The sequence below is a fragment of the Bacillus sp. TSO22 genome (assembly GCF_020223595.1).
GTDB classification, from domain to species: Bacteria; Bacillota; Bacilli; order Bacillales; family Bacillaceae; genus Bacillus; species Bacillus inaquosorum.
On the sequence record NZ_JAHAWO010000004.1, the window covers coordinates 23412 to 42270 of the forward strand.

Consider the following 18859-nt stretch of genomic DNA (forward strand, 5'->3'; position numbering starts at 1 on the left):
GTACGGATCTTGCATGATCATAAGGGTGAATCCACTGAAGAAGGGAATTGGCCGGCTGATTTTTTAAAGCGCTTACATTTTCAAGCGGCCAAAAAAACAATGAGGTGAAAAAGATGTCAGCAAAGCAAGTCGCGAAAGATGAGGAAAAAGAAGCTCTAAATTTATTTTTGTCTACCCAAACGATCATAAAGGAAGCCCTTCGAAAGCTGGGCTATCCGGGCGATATGTATGAACTCATGAAAGAGCCGCAGAGAATGCTCACCGTCCGCATTCCGGTCAAAATGGATAACGGCAGCGTCAAGGTGTTCACAGGGTACCGGTCGCAGCACAATGATGCGGTTGGTCCGACAAAGGGAGGCGTGCGCTTCCATCCTGAAGTCAATGAAGAGGAAGTAAAGGCATTATCCATATGGATGACGCTCAAGTGCGGGATTGCCAATCTTCCTTACGGCGGCGGAAAGGGCGGTATTATTTGTGATCCGCGGACAATGTCATTCGGAGAACTGGAAAGGCTGAGCAGGGGATATGTCCGTGCCATCAGCCAGATCGTCGGTCCGACAAAGGATATTCCGGCTCCCGATGTGTACACCAACTCGCAAATTATGGCATGGATGATGGATGAGTACAGCCGGCTGCGGGAATTTGATTCTCCGGGCTTTATCACAGGGAAACCGCTCGTTTTAGGCGGATCGCAAGGCCGGGAAACCGCAACGGCACAGGGCGTCACGATTTGTATTGAAGAGGCGGTTAAGAAAAAAGGGATCAAGCTGCAAAACGCGCGCATCATCATACAGGGCTTTGGAAACGCTGGCAGCTTTCTGGCCAAATTCATGCATGATGCCGGCGCGAAGGTGATCGGGATCTCGGATGCCCATGGCGGGCTCTACAACCCGGACGGCCTTGATATCCCTTATTTGCTCGATAAGCGGGACAGCTTCGGCATGGTCACCAACTTATTTACAGACGTCATCACAAATGAGGAGCTGCTTGAAAAGGATTGCGATATTTTAGTGCCGGCCGCGATCGCCAATCAAATCACAGCCAAAAACGCACATAACATTCAGGCGTCAATCGTCGTCGAAGCGGCGAATGGCCCGACAACCATTGATGCCACTAAGATCCTGAATGAAAGAGGGGTGCTCCTCGTGCCTGATATTCTGGCGAGTGCCGGCGGCGTCACGGTTTCTTATTTTGAATGGGTGCAAAACAACCAAGGATATTATTGGCCAGAAGAAGAGGTTGCAGAAAAACTGAGAAACGTCATGGTCAATTCGTTCGAAACGATTTATCAGACAGCGGCAACACATAAAGTGGATATGCGCTTGGCGGCTTACATGACGGGCATCAGAAAATCGGCAGAAGCATCGCGATTCCGCGGGTGGGTATAAATTCGGAAGGGGAGGTATCCCCTTCTGTCGCAAAAAAATTTTGCGTTTATTCTTTGCGGAAAAGTAAAAATCGCAAAAAAATTTTGCGTTTCAGGATTGGAAATAGAGAAAGGTGTTCTCCTGTTAGACAAATTTCTGTACAATTCAACAAGTTTTTTCAGGAAGAGACAAAATATTGGCATGATTCTTGCATTTTTATTCATGCGAAGACATATTTCATGACATGAGGGGGACTACATATGACAGTATCATACGCGCACGAACCATTTACTGATTTTACGGAAGCAAAGAATAAAACAGCATTTCAAGAGTCATTGGCATTTGTAAACACTCAGCTCGGCAAGCATTATCCGCTTGTGATAAATGGAGAAAAAATTGAAACGGACCGCAAAATTGTTTCCATTAACCCGGCAAATAAAGAAGAGGTCATTGGGTACGCGTCTACAGCGGATCAAGAACTTGCTGAAAAAGCGATGCAAGCCGCACTGCAGGCATTTGAATCATGGAAAAAACAAAGACCGGAGCACCGCGCGAATGTCCTCTTTAAAGCAGCGGCTATTTTACGCAGAAGAAAGCATGAATTTTCAAGCTATCTTGTGAAGGAAGCGGGAAAACCGTGGAAGGAAGCCGATGCGGACACGGCTGAAGCGATAGACTTTTTGGAGTTCTATGCGCGCCAAATGTTAAACCTCAAGGAAGGGTCTCCGGTGAAGAGCCGGGCAGGCGAGTTCAATCAATACCATTACGAAGCGCTTGGCGTCGGCATCGTCATTTCTCCATTTAATTTCCCGCTTGCGATTATGGCAGGAACAGCGGCGGCAGCAATTGTGACAGGAAATACGATTCTCTTAAAACCGGCTGACGCAGCGCCCGTAGTAGCTGCAAAATTCGTCGAGGTCATGGAGGAAGCGGGCTTGCCAAACGGCGTTCTGAATTACATTCCGGGAGATGGAGCGGAAATTGGTGATTTCTTAGTGGAGCATCCGAAAACACGGTTTGTCTCATTTACAGGTTCCCGTGCAGTCGGCTGCCGGATTTATGAGCGTGCCGCCAAGGTGCAGCCGGGCCAAAAATGGCTGAAACGGGTCATTGCTGAAATGGGCGGAAAAGACACAGTGCTTGTCGACAAAGACGCTGATCTTGACCTCGCTGCATCCTCTATCGTGTATTCAGCGTTTGGATATTCAGGACAGAAGTGTTCAGCAGGCTCCCGCGCGGTCATCCATCAGGATGTCTATGATGAAGTGGTGGAAAAAGCTGTGGCGCTGACCAAAACGCTGGCTCTCGGCAATCCGGAAGATCCTGATACGTATATGGGACCCGTGATCCATGAAGCGTCCTACAACAAAGTCATGAAATACATTGAAATCGGCAAATCTGAAGGCAAGCTGTTGGCCGGAGGCGAAGGCGATGATTCAAAAGGTTACTTTATTCAGCCGACGATCTTTGCAGATGTTGATGAAAACGCGCGCCTGATGCAGGAAGAAATTTTCGGCCCGGTTGTTGCGATCTGCAAAGCGCGTGATTTCGATCATATGCTGGAGATTGCAAATAACACGGAATACGGATTAACAGGCGCTCTGCTGACGAAAAATCGTGCGCACATTGAACGGGCGCGTGAGGATTTCCATGTCGGAAACCTATACTTCAACAGAGGCTGTACCGGAGCGATTGTCGGCTATCAGCCGTTCGGCGGTTTTAATATGTCCGGAACAGACTCAAAAGCAGGCGGCCCGGATTATTTAATTCTTCATATGCAAGCCAAAACAACGTCCGAAGCTTTTTGATTTGAGAGAAATAAAATCGTGCGATTCTTTAGCGGATCGCACGATTTCAACTTTTTGATCAGGAGGATAATTTATGCTGTATACAAAAATCAGTCACATGAAGCCGGCTGAAAGAGTGGAGGCACTGACAACATCTCTGGTCAGTCTCAGCAGTGTGAACGGCACTGTCGGAGAAGGGACAAAAGCAGATTTCATCAAAGAAGTGATCATGAGCTATCCTTATTTTCAGGAAAACCCTAGTCATGTGTGGGAACAGGCCATTCCGAACGACCCATACAATCGCAAAAATATTTTTGCGTTTATTGAAGGACATGGAGAAAGCCGAAATACTGTCATTTACCATGCCCATCTGGATACAGTCGGAATTGAAGATTTCGGCCCTTTAAAGGATATCGCTTTTGATTGTGAAAAATTGGCCGCGTACTTCAGCCGTTATGAGTTCGACCAAGACGTTCAGCGGGATGCCAAATCGGGAAAGTGGATGTTCGGAAGAGGATCTGTCGATATGCAAAGCGGCATCGCCGTTCATTTAGCCAATCTCCTGCATTTTTCAGAGAACCTCGATACATTGCCGGGAAATCTATTGTTTATGGCAAATCCGGATGAGGAGAGTCAGCATTCCGGCGTTCTCGCCAGCATTTCAGAGCTGAATCGGCTCAAAAAAGAAAAACAGCTTCACTATCTGGCTGCTATTAATACAGATTTTATTACGCCGCTTTACGATGGTGATGAGACAAGATATATCTACACCGGAGCCGCGGGAAAACTGCTGCCTTGCTTTTACATCTACGGGCGGGAAGTCCATGTTGGCGATACGCTGGCAGGGATTGATCCAAATTTGATTTCATCTGAAATCACAAGCCGTCTTCATAATAACATTCATCTGGCAGAAAAGATCGAAGGCGAGTTGGTTCTGCCCCCATCCTGTTTGTATCAGCGTGATAACAAAGAAGCCTATAATGTGCAAACGGCTGTCAGCAGCTGCTTGTATTTTAATTATTTTATTTATGAAAGAACAGCAAAGGAAATTATGGACCTGCTTATTGAAGTCGCTGAGGAAGCGTGCCGGGACACAGAACAAAAATTATCAGATTATTACGAAGAATATGTAAATAGAACCGATCTTCCGAAGAAACATTTATCATGGGACATTCAAGTGTACAGTCTGGAGCAATACTTAGAAAAGCTGAGAAGACGCGGCGTAGATCCTGAGCAGTGTATCGAGCAAACATTCAAAGCCAATGAGCACCTTGAACTTCGTATAAGATGCTTTAAGGCAATCGAAGAGCTTCAAAAGTTTGATCCCGATCAAGGCGCAAAAGTCATTCTATTTTACGCACCTCCCTACCTGCCGCATAACTATTTAAAAGAAGATAGCGCAAGAGATCAGCTTTTGCAGCATGTGATTAAAGAAGCGGCTGACAAAACCGCTGAATCGACAGGCGAAACATTTGTCTTCAAAAAGTTTTTCCCCTACTTGGCAGACGGCAGTTTCTTATCGCTGCACGAAACCGATGGCGAAATTGATTCCTTTATCAAAAACTTCCCTGGATGGAATATGATTGGAACCATTCCGTTCAAGGATATACGCAAGCTGAATATTCCATCCATCAACATGGGCGTATACGGAAAAGATGGTCATAAATGGACAGAACGAGTCTATAAACCGTACACATTTCACGTATTGCCCCACCTCATACAGCAGACCACTGTTCACCTTTTGCAAAGCTACCGGATGACCATCACGACACAAGAACTGAAGGAGGAAGGATGATGCAGAATCATAAAAATGAATTGCAGCGCAGCATGAAAAGCAGGCATTTGTTTATGATTGCCTTGGGAGGGGTGATTGGAACCGGGCTGTTTTTAGGCTCCGGTTTTACCATCAGCCAGGCGGGACCGCTCGGCGCCATTGCCGCATATATCATCGGCGGATTTTTAATGTATCTTGTCATGCTCTGTTTAGGAGAACTGGCTGTTGCCATGCCGGTGGCCGGATCGTTTCAGGCCTACGCTACTAAATTTCTGGGACCGTCGACAGGCTTTATGATCGGCTGGCTGTATTGGTTCAGCTGGGCGAATACAGTAGGCTTGGAGCTGACGTCAGCGGGCATTTTGATGCAAAGGTGGCTGCCCTCCGTTCCGATCTGGATATGGTGTCTCGTGTTTGGCATCGTCATCTTTTTGATTAATGCGCTGTCTGTCAGAAGCTTTGCCGAAATGGAATTTTGGTTTTCAAGCATCAAAGTGGCAGCGATCGTATTATTTATCGTGATCGGCGGCGCTGCTGTGTTTGGTTTGATTGACTTTAAAGGCGGACAGGAAACGCCATTTTTGTCTAACTTTATGACTGATAGGGGCCTTTTCCCTAATGGGGTGCTGGCCGTTATGTTTACGCTGGTTATGGTGAATTTCTCCTTTCAGGGGACTGAGCTTGTCGGCATTGCGGCAGGGGAAAGTGAATATCCGGAAAAAACACTGCCAAAGTCCATTCGAAATGTCATTTGGCGTACGCTGTTTTTCTTTGTGCTTGCTATGTTCGTCTTGGTTGCCATTCTTCCGTACAAAACGGCGGGGGTCATTGAAAGCCCGTTTGTAGCGGTGCTCGATCAAATCGGCATCCCATTTGCGGCTGATATCATGAACTTTGTCATCTTAACGGCGATTTTATCTGTTGCCAATTCGGGTTTGTATGCGGCGTCGCGCATGATGTGGTCACTTTCATCAAATCAAATGGGCCCGTCTTTCCTCACCAGACTGACAAAAAAAGGCGTGCCGATGAATGCCTTGCTGATTACACTCGGCATTTCCGGCTGTTCACTGCTAACAAGTGTCATGGCTGCAGAAACGGTATATTTATGGTGTATCTCAATCTCAGGCATGGTGACAGTTGTCGCGTGGATGTCCATTTGTGCTTCGCAATTTTTCTTTCGCAGACGTTTCCTCGCTGAAGGAGGAAACGTGAATGACCTGGAGTTCAGAACGCCTTTATATCCGCTAGTCCCGATTCTCGGATTTGGTTTATACGCATGCGTATTGATCAGCCTTATTTTCATTCCGGATCAAAGAATCGGCTTGTACTGCGGCGTGCCGATCATTATTTTCTGCTATGCGTACTATCATCTAAGCCTCAAAAAACGTATAAATCATGAACCGACAGAAAAAGAGCAGGCAGAGGCGCAATAGAAAAAGCTCTCCGGAAACCGGAGAGCTTTTTTACGCGTTAAAATCCTCTTTATTTTTAAAATGAAATATAAAAATCTATATTGAGATTTAAATGAAAATAATAAAAATTGTAAAGGTTTCGTTCGGATTGTAAATTGCGAAAAAACAATGCTAAACTATAATTTAACTTTATGATAAGAAGATTATGGAAGAGGTGTTTGAGGGAGAATGAACAGCAAACAAAACAATGACATCGAAACAAAACATCATTTTCCGCTATTTTTAGCACTGGCTTTAACGATGGGGGTATTTGCGGCCGGGTCTGAAGAGCTTGTGATCTCACCGCTGCTGCCGGATTTAGCAAAAGCCTTCAACTCAGATGTCAGTGTCCTTGCGTTATCTATCAGTATTTACGGCGTAATGATATTTATCGGTGCGCCGCTCCTGGTTCCTTTAGGCGATAAATATTCCAGAGAACTTAGTTTACTGGCCGGACTTATGATCTTTATTATAGGAACAGTGATATGCGCTTTAGCTCAAAATATCTTTTTCTTCTTTTTAGGCCGGGCACTTTCGGGATTGGCTGCGGGAGCGTTCGTGCCGACCGCTTACGCAGTTGTCGGGGATCGTGTTCCTTATACATACAGGGGCAAGGTGATGGGACTGATCGTTTCAAGCTGGTCGCTGGCATTGATTTTCGGTGTGCCGCTCGGATCATTTATCGGCGGCGTCCTGCATTGGAGATGGACATTTTGGATTTTCGCCTTGATGGGCGTTTTAGTTGTTTTGCTGATCTTGCTTGAAATGCGCCGCCACGCCGAACATAAAAACAACGGCAAGGAAGAAAAAGAAGAACCGGCTGGAACATTCCGGGATGCGCTGAAAGTCCCGCGTGTACCTGTTTATATCACGATAACCTTTTGTAATATGATTGGTTTTTACGGTATGTATTCATTTTTAGGCTCCTATCTTCAGGACGTTTTTACCGGAGGAAACACAGCAGCGGGCTTATTTATCATGATTTACGGTATCGGGTTTTCCATGAGTGTCATTACAGGAAAGATGGCCGACCGCATCGGAAAAATGCGCTCCCTTTTGATTGCGCTGGGGGTCATCAGCGTGCTTCTGGCATGTTTAGCATATGCGCCAGCTTCAATGATTCTGTTAATCGTCAGCCTATTTATTTGGGGATTAATGCAAAGCTTGACGGTGACGCTGCTCAGCACCATTTTGAGTGACTGCTCAGAGCGTCATCGCGGGAAGATTATGGCGTTTTACAGTCTCGCCTCGAATCTGGCTGTGACATTAGGCTCTGCTTTGATGGGACCTGTATATGTGGGATACGGGTATGCAGCTGTCGGATTGATTTGCGCCGCCATCACAGTGCTCGGATTTGTGCTCAGTGTATTCGCATATAAAAAGTACGGCAAGCATGAGCAGAAAGCGGATCATTCTTTATCCCAATAAACAAAGTTTCTAAATTCCTATAATAAAAAACCCTTTCTTAAGGGTTTTTTTGTTTGTATGGGGATAATTATCAATATTTTCAAAAAATGTTGACAGTTCATTTGTCGCTGGATAAAATTTACTTAAAATTTTAAAAGATTGGTTGGTGCTCATGATTATATTGGATAATAGCATTCAGACAAAAAACAGAACTGATTCAATATCCAAACTGATTACAGTCAACACGCTCGGCCCTGAGGGGACAAGCAGTGAGTACGCAGCAAAGCATTTCATCTCCAATTTTACTCTTCAACAGGGGCTGAACAGTAAATTGTCCTTGCATGATACATTTGAATCATGCATCGAAAGGACCCTTCAAAGCCCGCTGGAATATACCATCGTCCCACACGCTTACGACGGCATTAAGCATTTCTACATGAGGCCGGATTTGCAGCTTTTGCAGATCTTCAGGTGTGATACACCAATGTACGGCCTGGCTGTTCGTCCTGATTTTGAATTCAGTGACGATATGCTTGATACATCTGTTATTGTTTCACATCCATCACCTATAAATTTAATAAAATATTTTACCCGCAAAGAAGTACGTTTCAAACTGGTCAATTCGACCAGTCAAGCTGCAAGAAAAGTAAAAGAAGGCTTGTATGACATTGCCTTAACCAACGAGCTTGCACGGCAAAAGTACGGGCTTACATTTGTGAAAACATTTAAAAGCATTCCTATGAGCTGGTCATTATTCGGAAAAGGAGACGTTGATTATGAAAACTAAAGAAGATATGCAGGAGCTTTATTTCCCGACACCGAAATTAATAGAATGGGAAAACGGAGTGAGACAGTATTCAACCGTGCGCGGCGACACCGAGGTGTTAATGTCTTACGTTCCCCCGCATACCAACGTTGAACCCCATCAGCATAAGGAAGTCCAGATCGGCATGGTTGTTTCTGGTGAGCTGATGATGACTGTCGGAGATGTAACTAGAAAAATGACGGCCTTGGAATCTGCCTACATTGCGCCGCCGCATGTGCCTCATGGGGCAAGAAACGACACAGACCAAGAAGTCATTGCCATTGATATCAAACGGCTGAAAGCTGATGAAACATATACAAGTCCTGAAGACTATTTTTTGAATATTTTCAAAACGAGAGATCTATTGCCTGGCATGGAGGTCACGTTCTTTGTTGAGGATTGGGTGGAAATCATGCTGGCCAAAATCCCTGGAAATGGCGGAGAAATGCCTTTCCATAAACATCGAAATGAGCAAATCGGCATCTGTATCGGCGGAGGTTACGACATGACGGTCGAAGGCTGCACAGTCGAGATGGAATTCGGCACAGCCTATTTCTGTGAGCCTCGGGAAGATCACGGCGCCATCAACCGTTCAGAAAAAGAATCAAAATCGATTAATATCTTCTTCCCGCCGCGCTACAACAGAGCAAAAGCAAAAAAAATAAAGGCGGATGAGTAATCATGAACCTCACTGATAAAACCGTCCTCATAACAGGAGGCGCATCAGGAATTGGTTATGCGGCGGTTCGGGCTTTTTTGAGCCAGCAGGCAAATGTGGTTGTGGCGGATATTGACGAGGCTCAGGGAGAAGCAATGGTCCGGAAAGAAAATAGTGACAGGCTGCACTTTGTGCAAACAGATATCACAGACGAATCTGCCTGTCAGCACGCTGTTCAATCGGCGGTCGATACATTTGGAAGGCTGGATGTATTGATTAATAATGCGGGCATCGAAATCGTGGCTCCCATTCACGAGATGGAGCTCAGCGATTGGAACAAGGTGCTCCAAGTCAATTTGACCGGCATGTTTTTAATGAGCAAGCACGCACTTAAGCATATGCTCGCTGCCGGCAAGGGCAACATCATTAATACGTGCTCAGTCGGCGGGCTCGTGGCATGGCCTGATATTCCTGCCTATAACGCCAGCAAAGGAGGCGTTTTGCAGCTGACGAGGTCGATGGCCATTGATTATGCGAAACATCAAATTCGTGTCAACTGCGTATGCCCGGGGATTATTGACACACCGCTAAATGAAAAATCATTCCTTGAAAATAATGAAGGCACACTTGAAGAGATCAAAAAAGAAAAGGCAAAGGTAAATCCGCTGCTGAGGCTTGGGAAACCCGAAGAAATCGCAAACGTGATGCTGTTTTTAGCCTCGGATTTATCAAGCTATATGACCGGAAGCGCCATCACCGCAGACGGAGGATACACCGCACAATAGAGAAGGAGTGTTTTACATATGGAGAGAAAAACAGTATTGGTCATCGCTGATCTTGGAGGCTGCCCGCCGCACATGTTTTATAAAAGCGCTGCTGAAAAATATAACCTGGTCAGCTTTATTCCAAGACCTTTTGCAATTACAGCCTCTCATGCAGCACTGATTGAAAAATACTCGGTCGCGGTCATAAAGGATAAAGACTATTTTCAGAGCTTAGCTGATTTTGAGCATCCCGATTCCATTTATTGGGCGCATGAAGATCATGACAAGCCTGAAGAAGAGGTCGTCGAGCAAATCGTTAAGGTTGCCGAAATGTTTGGGGCGGATGCCATCACAACAAACAATGAATTATTCATTGCCCCGATGGCAAAAGCCTGCGAACGTCTGGGCCTGAGGGGTGCCGGAGTGCAGGCCGCCGAAAATGCCAGAGATAAAAATAAAATGAGAGACGCTTTTAATAAGGCCGGAGTCAAATCGATCAAAAACAAACGCGTCACAACGCTAGAGGATTTCCGTGCTGCACTTGAAGAGATTGGCACACCTCTTATCTTAAAGCCTACATATTTAGCGAGTTCAATCGGCGTAACGCTGATTACGGACACTGAGACGGCAGAAGATGAATTTAACAGAGTCAATGACTACCTGAAATCAATTAACGTGCCAAAGGCGGTCACGTTTGAAGCACCGTTTATTGCTGAAGAATTTTTACAGGGTGAGTATGGAGACTGGTATCAAACAGAAGGGTACTCCGACTATATCAGCATAGAAGGCATCATGGCAGACGGTGAGTATTTCCCAATCGCCATTCATGACAAAACGCCGCAAATCGGATTTACAGAAACATCACACATTACGCCGTCCATTCTGGATGAAGAGGCGAAAAAGAAAATTGTCGAAGCCGCCAAAAAGGCAAATGAAGGGCTTGGACTGGAAAATTGCGCAACACATACAGAGATCAAGCTAATGAAAAACAGAGAACCGGGTTTAATAGAGTCGGCAGCGAGATTCGCAGGCTGGAATATGATTCCTAATATTAAAAAGGTCTTCGGCGTTGATATGGCGCAATTATTATTAGATGTTCTCTGCTTCGGAAAAGACGCCGATCTGCCGGACGGATTATTAGATCAAGAGCCTTGCTATGTCGCCGACTGCCATTTGTACCCTCAGCATTTTAAACAAAATGGCCAGATTCCGGAAACTGCTGAGGATTTGGTGATCGAAGCGATCGATATTCCGGACGGGCTTTTGAAGGGTGATACCGAAATCGTTTCTTTTTCGGCGGCAGCACCAGGGACATCAGTTGATTTGACACTGTTTGAAGCCTTCAATTCCATTGCTGCATTTGAACTGAAAGGCAGCAATTCACAGGATGTGGCTGAATCCATCAAACAAATTCAGCAGCATGCGAAGCTGACGGCAAAGTATGTGCTGCCAGTATGAAACAGTTAAAGCCCAATTCTAAATACTTGCTTTACGGGCAGGCGCTATCGTTTATGGGAGACTATTGTGTTCTCCCTGCCCTGCTCATTTTGTCTACATATTATCATGATTATTGGGTGACATCGGGGGTCATCGTGGTCAGAAGCATTCCGATGGTATTCCAGCCATTTTTGGGGGTTCTGGTCGATCGGTTAGATAGAGTTAAAATCATGCTGTGGACGGATATCATCAGGGGCGTCATCTTTTTGGGGCTCACATTTCTTCCAAAAGGCGAGTACCCGCTGATTTTTCTCGCTTTGCTGTTTATCTCTTATGGAAGCGGTGTGTTTTTTAATCCTGCCCGTCTTGCGGTCATGTCCTCATTGGAATCAGATATTAAAAACATCAACACGTTATTCGCAAAAGCGACGACCATCTCGATTATCGTCGGTGCGGCTGCCGGAGGGCTTTTTCTGTTAGGCGGATCTGTAGAGCTGGCTGTTGCTTTTAATGGTGTGACATACTTGATTTCGGCCATTTTTATCAGCCGCATCAAGCTGCAATTTGTGCCGATTCAATCTGAAAACATAAAAGAGGCCTTTCAGTCTTTTAAGGAAGGACTCAAGGAAATCAAAACCAATGCATTCGTATTAAACGCCATGTTTACGATGATTACGATGGCTATGCTGTGGGGAATTGTGTACAGCTATTTTCCAATCGTCAGCCGCTTTCTGGGTGACGGGGAAATCGGCAACTTTATTCTCACGTTCTGTATCGGCTTCGGCGGCTTCATCGGAGCGGGGCTTGTCAGCAAATGGGGCTTTAACAATAATAGAGGCCTGACGTATTTTACCGTTTTATCGATTGTCTCGCTGGCACTGTTTTTATTCACGCCGATTTTCGCTGTCTCGGTCATCGCCGCTATCCTCTTTTTCATTGCGATGGAATACGGGGAAGTGCTTGCAAAGGTGAAGGTTCAGGAGAACGCGGCAAACCAGATTCAAGGGCGCATTTTTTCGGTGGCGGAAGCGTCAATCGGATTATGCATTTCTGTTGGTTCGATGTTAATCAACGTTTTAAACGCTCCGGTCATTATGGGGCTGATTGTTGTGATGGTAAGCGGATTGTTTCTGCATACGAAGCTCGTCAACAAATCGTTTTTGGAACGGGATAACAAAACGGAGCAAAAAGGAGTCTTTTAGATGGAAATAACACCGTCCGACGTCATCAAGACACTTCCAAGGCAAGAGTTTTCTCTCGTTTTTCAAAAGGTGAAGGAATTGGAAAAAACGGGGGCGCATATCATTAATCTCGGACAGGGAAACCCTGACCTTCCCACTCCGCCGCATATTGTGGAGGCCTTGAGGGAGGCGTCTCTGAATCCATCGTTTCACGGATACGGCCCATTCAGAGGCTATCCTTTTTTGAAGGAAGCAATCGCTGATTTCTACAAAAGAGAATATGGAGTGTCAATCAATCCTGAAACGGAAGTTGCACTCTTCGGCGGCGGGAAAGCCGGATTGTATGTGCTGACACAATGCCTGCTCAATCCGGGAGACATCGCTTTGGTCCCGAATCCGGGCTACCCTGAATACTTATCAGGAATTACGATGGCGCGAGCTGAGCTGCACGAAATGCCGCTGTATGAAGAAAATGGCTATCTGCCGGATTTTGAAAAGATTGATCCTGCCGTGCTGGATAAAGCGAAGCTCATGTTTTTAAACTATCCGAATAACCCGACGGGAGCTGTGGCCGATGCGGCTTTTTATGCAAAAGCGGCTGCTTTTGCGAAAAAGCACAACATCCACTTGATCCATGATTTTGCGTACGGCGCGTTTGAATTCGATAAAAAACCGGCCAGCTTTCTTGAGGCAGAGGATGCCAAAGCTGTCGGGGCAGAGCTTTATTCATTTTCAAAAACATTTAATATGGCAGGCTGGAGAATGGCGTTTGCGGTCGGGAATGAAAAGATCATTCAGGCCGTCAATGAGTTTCAGGATCATGTATTTGTCGGCATGTTCGGCGGACTGCAGCACGCGGCGAGTGCGGCGCTTTCAGGAGATCCGGAGCAAATGGAATCCTTGAAACGAATCTACGAGGAACGAATTGATTTTTTTACGGAGCTGTGTGAAAAGGAATTGGGCTGGCAGATGGAAAAGCCAAAAGGAACGTTTTACGTATGGGCTGAAATTCCGAAAACGTTTGAAACATCTCACCAATTCTCCGATTATTTGCTGGAGCATGCCCACGTCGTTGTCACACCGGGTGAAATATTCGGAAGCAACGGAAAAAGGCATGTCAGAATATCAATGGTGTCGAAGCAGGAGGATCTGCGGGAATTTGTCATGCGGATTCAAAAGCTGAACCTGCAGTTTGCATCATTACAAGAAGTATCCCGCTAAAAGCGGGATTTTTTTATATGCTTTTCATGCTGCCGCCATCAGCGGAAATTTGCTGTCCTGTGATATAGGAGGCTTCCTCGGAGGCGAGAAACGCGGCGAGCGCTGCGGTTTCTTCGGCTGATCCGACCCGTTTCATCGGAATCCCGGAAGCAATCTGTTCCTCTGCTTCCCGTTTGGATAGGCTGTTCTTCTTCATCACATTTTCCACAAATTGATGGTAACGGTCTGTAGCGATAAAACCAGGATTCAGGCAGTTGACAGTAATATTGTGAGGAGCAAGCTGGATGGAAATATTTTTACTGGCGTTAATTAAAGCGGCATTCATCATACTGTTTGTAAACATATTGGCGCCGGGTTCTTTCCACAGGTTTCCGACAATGTTGATGATTCTGCCAAACTCGTTTTGTTTCATCAGTGAGGCAGCACGCTTGATAGCGTCAATGTAGGCAACGGTCTTTTGTGTGAACGTGGCCGTCATATCTTCTATATTGCAGTTATCAAATGTGTCAGGCGCGCCGCCCGGAATATTATTAATCAGAACATCAAGGCGTCCGCATTGAGATTCGATTTCTTGAAAAATGCCGGCTCTCGTATGCTGGTCAGACATATCACCCGCATGGACAATGACGCTCGCTTCAGGATGCTTGGCCAAAATGTCTTTTTTGACAGGTTCAATATTGTCCAAGTTTCGTGAATTAATGACGAGAGAAAAATGCTGGTCTGCTAATTTCAGAGCGATTGCTTTTCCGATCCCTTGACTGGCTCCCATAATAAATGCGGTTCGTTTTGACAAATAACTGCACCCCTTTGCAAAAATTGGATTATTATCTACATCGTAAGAAAAAACGGAGAAAATAGCAAATTTTATTTAAATTCTGATAAAGGAGAATCGAAAAACTCCCGCCGGCAGGGCGGGAGGAGATATTATACATATAGGAATTGAGGAAGTGTATCAAGCGAAAGGCGGTTGCCGACAAAGAATGAACCGAATTCGCCGTAGCGAGCGCTGACTTCGTCAAAACGCATTTCATACACAAGCTTTTTGAATTGAAGCACATCATCACTGAATAATGTAACGCCCCACTCGTAATCGTCAAAGCCGACGGAGCCGGTGATGATCTGTTTGACTTTGCCAGCATAGCTGCGGCCGATTAAGCCGTGGCTTCTCATCAAGTTTCTGCGTTCTTCCATTGAAAGCATATACCAGTTGTCATTGCCGGATCTTCTTTTATCCATTGGATAGAAGCATACATATTTAGATTCCGGCAGTTCAGGGTAAAGGCGCGCACGTACATGCGGGTTTTCGTAAGGGTCGCCGTCGCCGCTTGCCAAGTAGTTGCTCAGTTCAACCACTGATACGTAGGAGTAAGCCGGAATGGTGAACTCAGCAAGTCTTGATTTGTTGAATTCGAGCTCAATTTCATTTAATTCTTCCATTGTAGGACGAAGAATCATTAGCATAAAATCAGCTTTTTGGCCGACGATGCTGTAAAGAGTCTGTGATCCTTTTCCTTCTTTTTGGGCCACGCCCCATTTTTCAAGCAATCCTGTGAATTCATGTATGATAGATTGGCGCTCATCGCTGGACAGCAGCTTCCAGGAAGTCCAGTCCATTGTGCGGAAATCATGTAACGCATACCAGCCGTCAAGCGTTTTCGCCGCTTCATTCGTCATTTGCTGTTCACTCATTTATCTTCACTCCTATTATCTTTTCATGATTGCCTTCACTATACCATAGTTTATCCGATTCTACTGTAGAGAAACCTTGAACATCCCTTTCGTATAACTCCATAAAAATAAGAGAAGCTATAAGGAAAAGAATGAGTCACTTAAATTAGTTAGAAAAATAAGATTTTTTTATGAAAGCGCTATAATGAAAGTTGGCTGTTTGAATTTGATTGGAAGAAGAGTATGCTAGTAAAAGAAAGCGTTTTTGTAACTTTTTGAGGAGGTTTTAGTTGTGGCAGATTTATTTTCAACAGTGCAAGAAAAAGTAGCTGGAAAAGACGTTAAAATTGTATTTCCTGAAGGCTTAGACGAGCGTATTTTAGAAGCGGTCAGCAAGCTTGCAGGAAACAAAGTGCTGAATCCGATTGTGATCGGCAATGAAAATGAGATCCAAGCAAAAGCAAAAGAATTGAACCTTACGCTGGATGGCGTTAAGATTTATGATCCTCATACATATGAAGGCATGGAAGACCTTGTACAAGCATTCGTAGAACGCCGTAAAGGCAAAGCGACAGAAGAACAAGCTCGTAAAGCATTATTAGACGAGAACTACTTCGGTACAATGCTGGTGTACAAAGGCCTTGCAGACGGACTTGTAAGCGGAGCGGCTCATTCAACAGCCGACACTGTCCGCCCGGCTCTTCAAATCATCAAAACAAAAGAAGGCGTGAAAAAGACTTCTGGCGTCTTCATCATGGCTCGCGGAGAAGAGCAATACGTGTTCGCAGATTGCGCGATCAACATTGCGCCTGACAGCCAAGATCTTGCCGAGATCGCGATCGAAAGTGCCAATACGGCAAAAATGTTCGACATTGAGCCTCGCGTGGCAATGCTCAGCTTCTCTACAAAAGGCTCAGCAAAATCTGACGAAACAGAAAAAGTAGCGGATGCTGTGAAAATCGCGAAAGAAAAAGCCCCTGAACTGACACTTGACGGCGAATTCCAATTCGATGCTGCATTTGTTCCATCTGTAGCTGAGAAAAAAGCGCCAGATTCCGAGATCAAAGGGGACGCTAACGTATTCGTATTCCCAAGCCTTGAAGCAGGAAACATCGGCTATAAAATCGCTCAGCGTTTGGGCAACTTTGAAGCAGTAGGACCAATCCTGCAAGGTTTAAATATGCCTGTAAACGACCTTTCAAGAGGATGTAACGCTGAAGATGTTTACAATCTCGCATTAATTACAGCGGCGCAAGCACTGTAATAAAAATGAAGACGATGGCAGCTCTCTTCCTGAGGGCTGCCTTTTTTGCGCCCGTATAGCCTTCTTTACCAAGACAGATGATATGAGTACAATAAAGAAAACTGATTTTAATTATATATTTTATTAATGACAGGGGTGGGGTTTTTGTATTACGACGTGCTGAAAACGTTTATAGCGGTAGTAGAAGAAAAAAACTTCACAAAAGCAGCGGAAAAGCTGATGATCTCCCAGCCCAGCGTCAGTCTGCATATCAAAAATCTTGAGAAAGAATTTCAAACGGCTCTCCTGAATCGGTCGCCAAAACACTTTACGACAACGCCGACAGGAGACATTTTGTATCAAAGAGCAAAGCAAATGGTATTTCTCTATGAGCAAGCCAAGGCTGAAATCTATGCGCACCATCACTATGTGAAAGGCGAATTGAAAATAGCTGCCAGCTTTACGATCGGAGAGTATATTCTTCCGCCGCTTCTGGCCCAGCTGCAAAAGCTGTATCCAGAGCTGAACCTCGATGTCATGATCGGCAATACAGAGGAGGTCAGCGAGCGTGTGCGAATGCTTCAGGCTGATATTGGGCTGATTGAAGGACATACAAACGAGAATGAACTGGAAATTGAACCGTTCATGGAGGATGAAATGTGTATCGCCGCGCCGAATCAGCACCCGCTGGCCGGGCGGAGAGATATTTCGATCAGCGATTTGCAAAACGAAGCGTGGGTGACAAGGGAAAAAGGCTCCGGGACGAGAGAATATCTCGATCATGTGCTCAGCTCAAACGGACTGCGGCCGAAGTCGATGTTCACCATCAGCAGCAATCAAGGTGTAAAAGAAGCGGTGATCAGCGGCATGGGGCTATCTGTTCTATCCAGAAGCGTGCTGCATAAGGATTTGATCCACCGTGAAATTTCAATTCTTCATATTAAGGATTTCTCATTAAAGCGCAAGCTGTCTTACATTCATTCTCCTCTCATGGAGAATACGAAAAATAAAGAAATTTTTATTACGATGCTGAAAAGCAATTATCAATCACAGCGGCTGAAATGATATAATAGTTTTCGTTCATAAGCCTAACATGAAAGGGTTTTACATAGATGGCAAACCAACCGATTGATTTACTGATGCAGCCGACATGGAGAGTCATTGACCAATCCAGTCTCGGCCCTTTATTTGATGCGAAGCAATCCTTCGCAATGGACGATACGCTGTGCATGTCCGTCGGAAAAGGCGTGTCGCCGGCGACAGCGCGCTCATGGGTGCACCACGATACGATTGTCCTTGGGATTCAGGATACGCGCCTCCCGTTTTTGCAGGACGGCATCTCCTTGCTGGAGAACGAAGGATACCGCGTGATTGTACGCAATTCCGGCGGTCTGGCCGTCGTTTTGGATGAAGGCGTTTTGAATATCTCTCTCATATTCGAGGACGAAAAGAAAGGCATCGATATAGACAAAGGATATGAAGCGATGGTTGAGCTGATGAGACGGATGCTCAAGCCGTACAACGCAAAGATCGAAGCCTATGAAATTGAAGGGTCATATTGTCCCGGCAGCTATGACCTCAGCATAAATGGCAAAAAATTCGCCGGCATCTCTCAAAGACGCGTTCGCGGCGGAGTCGCTGTTCAAATCTATCTCTGCGCGGATAAAAGCGGCAGTGAAAGGGCCGACTTGATCCGGCGATTCTACCAAGCGGCGCTGAAGGACAAACGAAACGATAAAAAAGGCGTCTATCCCGAGATACGTCCGGAAACAATGGCGTCCTTAAGCGAGCTTCTGCAAACAGACATCTCCGTACAAGACTTAATGTTCGCTTTACTGACGGAATTAAAAGCGTTAAGCACCCATCTTTACTCAGCAGGACTGTCCATGGATGAGGAAATGGAATTTGAGAAAAACCTCGTCCGGATGGCTGAGCGGAATGCTAAGGTATTTGGGTGAACGTTCTTCGCATGCCAGCCATATCCGGCTGGCATGCGTTTTTTATTTTAAGCGGCATTTATCCCCAACAATCTTATTTTCAGATAAATCCTTCTTATATGCAGATAACTATGGAAAAAAGAAAAACGATAAAATGAC

Annotated in this window: 16 protein-coding genes; 14 read left to right on the forward strand and 2 right to left on the reverse strand. The window is 45.5% G+C overall.

What is annotated here, in order from left to right:
- The first annotated feature begins 113 nt into the window (after positions 1-113).
- From rocG to bacF, 11 genes are all read left to right on the forward strand, one after another.
- Complete coding sequence (rocG, locus tag KHQ79_RS05090) at positions 114-1388, forward strand: glutamate dehydrogenase (RefSeq protein ID WP_003235960.1); 1275 nt, start codon at positions 114-116, stop codon at positions 1386-1388.
- A gap of 239 nt (positions 1389-1627) precedes the next feature.
- Positions 1628-3175: an L-glutamate gamma-semialdehyde dehydrogenase gene (pruA, locus tag KHQ79_RS05095; protein WP_225514304.1), complete on the forward strand. Its 1548-nt coding sequence runs from the start codon at positions 1628-1630 to the stop codon at positions 3173-3175.
- 73 nt (positions 3176-3248) lie between these two features.
- Positions 3249-4949 carry a M20 family metallopeptidase gene (locus KHQ79_RS05100; protein ID WP_225514305.1) on the forward strand — a complete coding sequence of 567 codons (1701 nt, stop codon included), beginning with the start codon at positions 3249-3251 and terminating at the stop codon, positions 4947-4949.
- On the forward strand, positions 4949-6361 hold the full coding sequence (locus KHQ79_RS05105; RefSeq protein ID WP_032731694.1) for an amino acid permease: 1413 nt from the start codon (positions 4949-4951) through the stop codon (positions 6359-6361). Before KHQ79_RS05100 ends, KHQ79_RS05105 begins: the two co-directional genes overlap by 1 nt.
- A gap of 207 nt (positions 6362-6568) precedes the next feature.
- Complete coding sequence (locus KHQ79_RS05110; RefSeq protein ID WP_003235951.1) at positions 6569-7807, forward strand: MFS transporter; 1239 nt, start codon at positions 6569-6571, stop codon at positions 7805-7807.
- Between the two features lie 151 nt (positions 7808-7958).
- A complete protein-coding gene (gene bacA, locus KHQ79_RS05115) occupies positions 7959-8573 on the forward strand; it encodes a prephenate decarboxylase (protein ID WP_084993938.1) in 615 nt (204 codons plus the stop codon).
- On the forward strand, positions 8563-9270 hold the full coding sequence (bacB, locus tag KHQ79_RS05120) for a 3-((4R)-4-hydroxycyclohexa-1,5-dien-1-yl)-2-oxopropanoate isomerase (RefSeq protein WP_060399751.1): 708 nt from the start codon (positions 8563-8565) through the stop codon (positions 9268-9270). The genes bacA and bacB overlap by 11 nt, the downstream gene beginning before the upstream one ends.
- A 2-nt stretch (positions 9271-9272) precedes the next feature.
- A complete protein-coding gene (gene bacC / locus KHQ79_RS05125; protein WP_225514306.1) occupies positions 9273-10034 on the forward strand; it encodes a dihydroanticapsin 7-dehydrogenase in 762 nt (253 codons plus the stop codon).
- Positions 10035-10052: 18 nt separating this feature from the next.
- Positions 10053-11471: an alanine--anticapsin ligase gene (bacD, locus tag KHQ79_RS05130; protein ID WP_225514307.1), complete on the forward strand. Its 1419-nt coding sequence runs from the start codon at positions 10053-10055 to the stop codon at positions 11469-11471.
- Positions 11468-12652, forward strand: coding sequence for a bacilysin exporter BacE (gene bacE / locus KHQ79_RS05135; RefSeq protein ID WP_225514308.1), 1185 nt, complete (start codon positions 11468-11470; stop codon positions 12650-12652). The genes bacD and bacE overlap by 4 nt, the downstream gene beginning before the upstream one ends.
- A complete protein-coding gene (bacF, locus tag KHQ79_RS05140; RefSeq protein ID WP_225514309.1) occupies positions 12653-13852 on the forward strand; it encodes a transaminase BacF in 1200 nt (399 codons plus the stop codon). It abuts the gene before it with no gap.
- A 13-nt stretch (positions 13853-13865) separates the two neighbouring features.
- Here the strand turns inward: bacF and bacG are convergent, their stop codons facing one another.
- Together bacG and hemQ are read right to left on the reverse strand one after the other, a co-directional pair.
- Positions 13866-14645, reverse strand: a complete 780-nt coding sequence (bacG, locus tag KHQ79_RS05145; protein ID WP_225514310.1) for an NADPH-dependent reductase BacG — start codon at positions 14643-14645, stop codon at positions 13866-13868.
- 131 nt (positions 14646-14776) lie between these two features.
- The gene (hemQ, locus tag KHQ79_RS05150) at positions 14777-15541 is read right to left on the reverse strand and encodes a hydrogen peroxide-dependent heme synthase (RefSeq protein ID WP_003235942.1); all 765 of its coding nucleotides are present in this window, start codon (positions 15539-15541) and stop codon (positions 14777-14779) included.
- 271 nt (positions 15542-15812) lie between these two features.
- On the opposite strand from hemQ, the gene pta reads away from it, so the two are divergent.
- From pta to ywfL, 3 genes are all read left to right on the forward strand, one after another.
- Positions 15813-16784 (forward strand): phosphate acetyltransferase, encoded by a 972-nt coding sequence (pta, locus tag KHQ79_RS05155; RefSeq protein WP_003235941.1) that lies wholly within the window; start codon positions 15813-15815, stop codon positions 16782-16784.
- Positions 16785-16928: 144 nt separating this feature from the next.
- Positions 16929-17828: a cysJI operon transcriptional regulator CysL gene (gene cysL, locus KHQ79_RS05160; RefSeq protein ID WP_003222059.1), complete on the forward strand. Its 900-nt coding sequence runs from the start codon at positions 16929-16931 to the stop codon at positions 17826-17828.
- 47 nt (positions 17829-17875) lie between these two features.
- A complete protein-coding gene (gene ywfL / locus KHQ79_RS05165; protein WP_084993929.1) occupies positions 17876-18721 on the forward strand; it encodes an octanoyl-[GcvH]:protein N-octanoyltransferase in 846 nt (281 codons plus the stop codon).
- Positions 18722-18859: the final 138 nt, after the last annotated feature.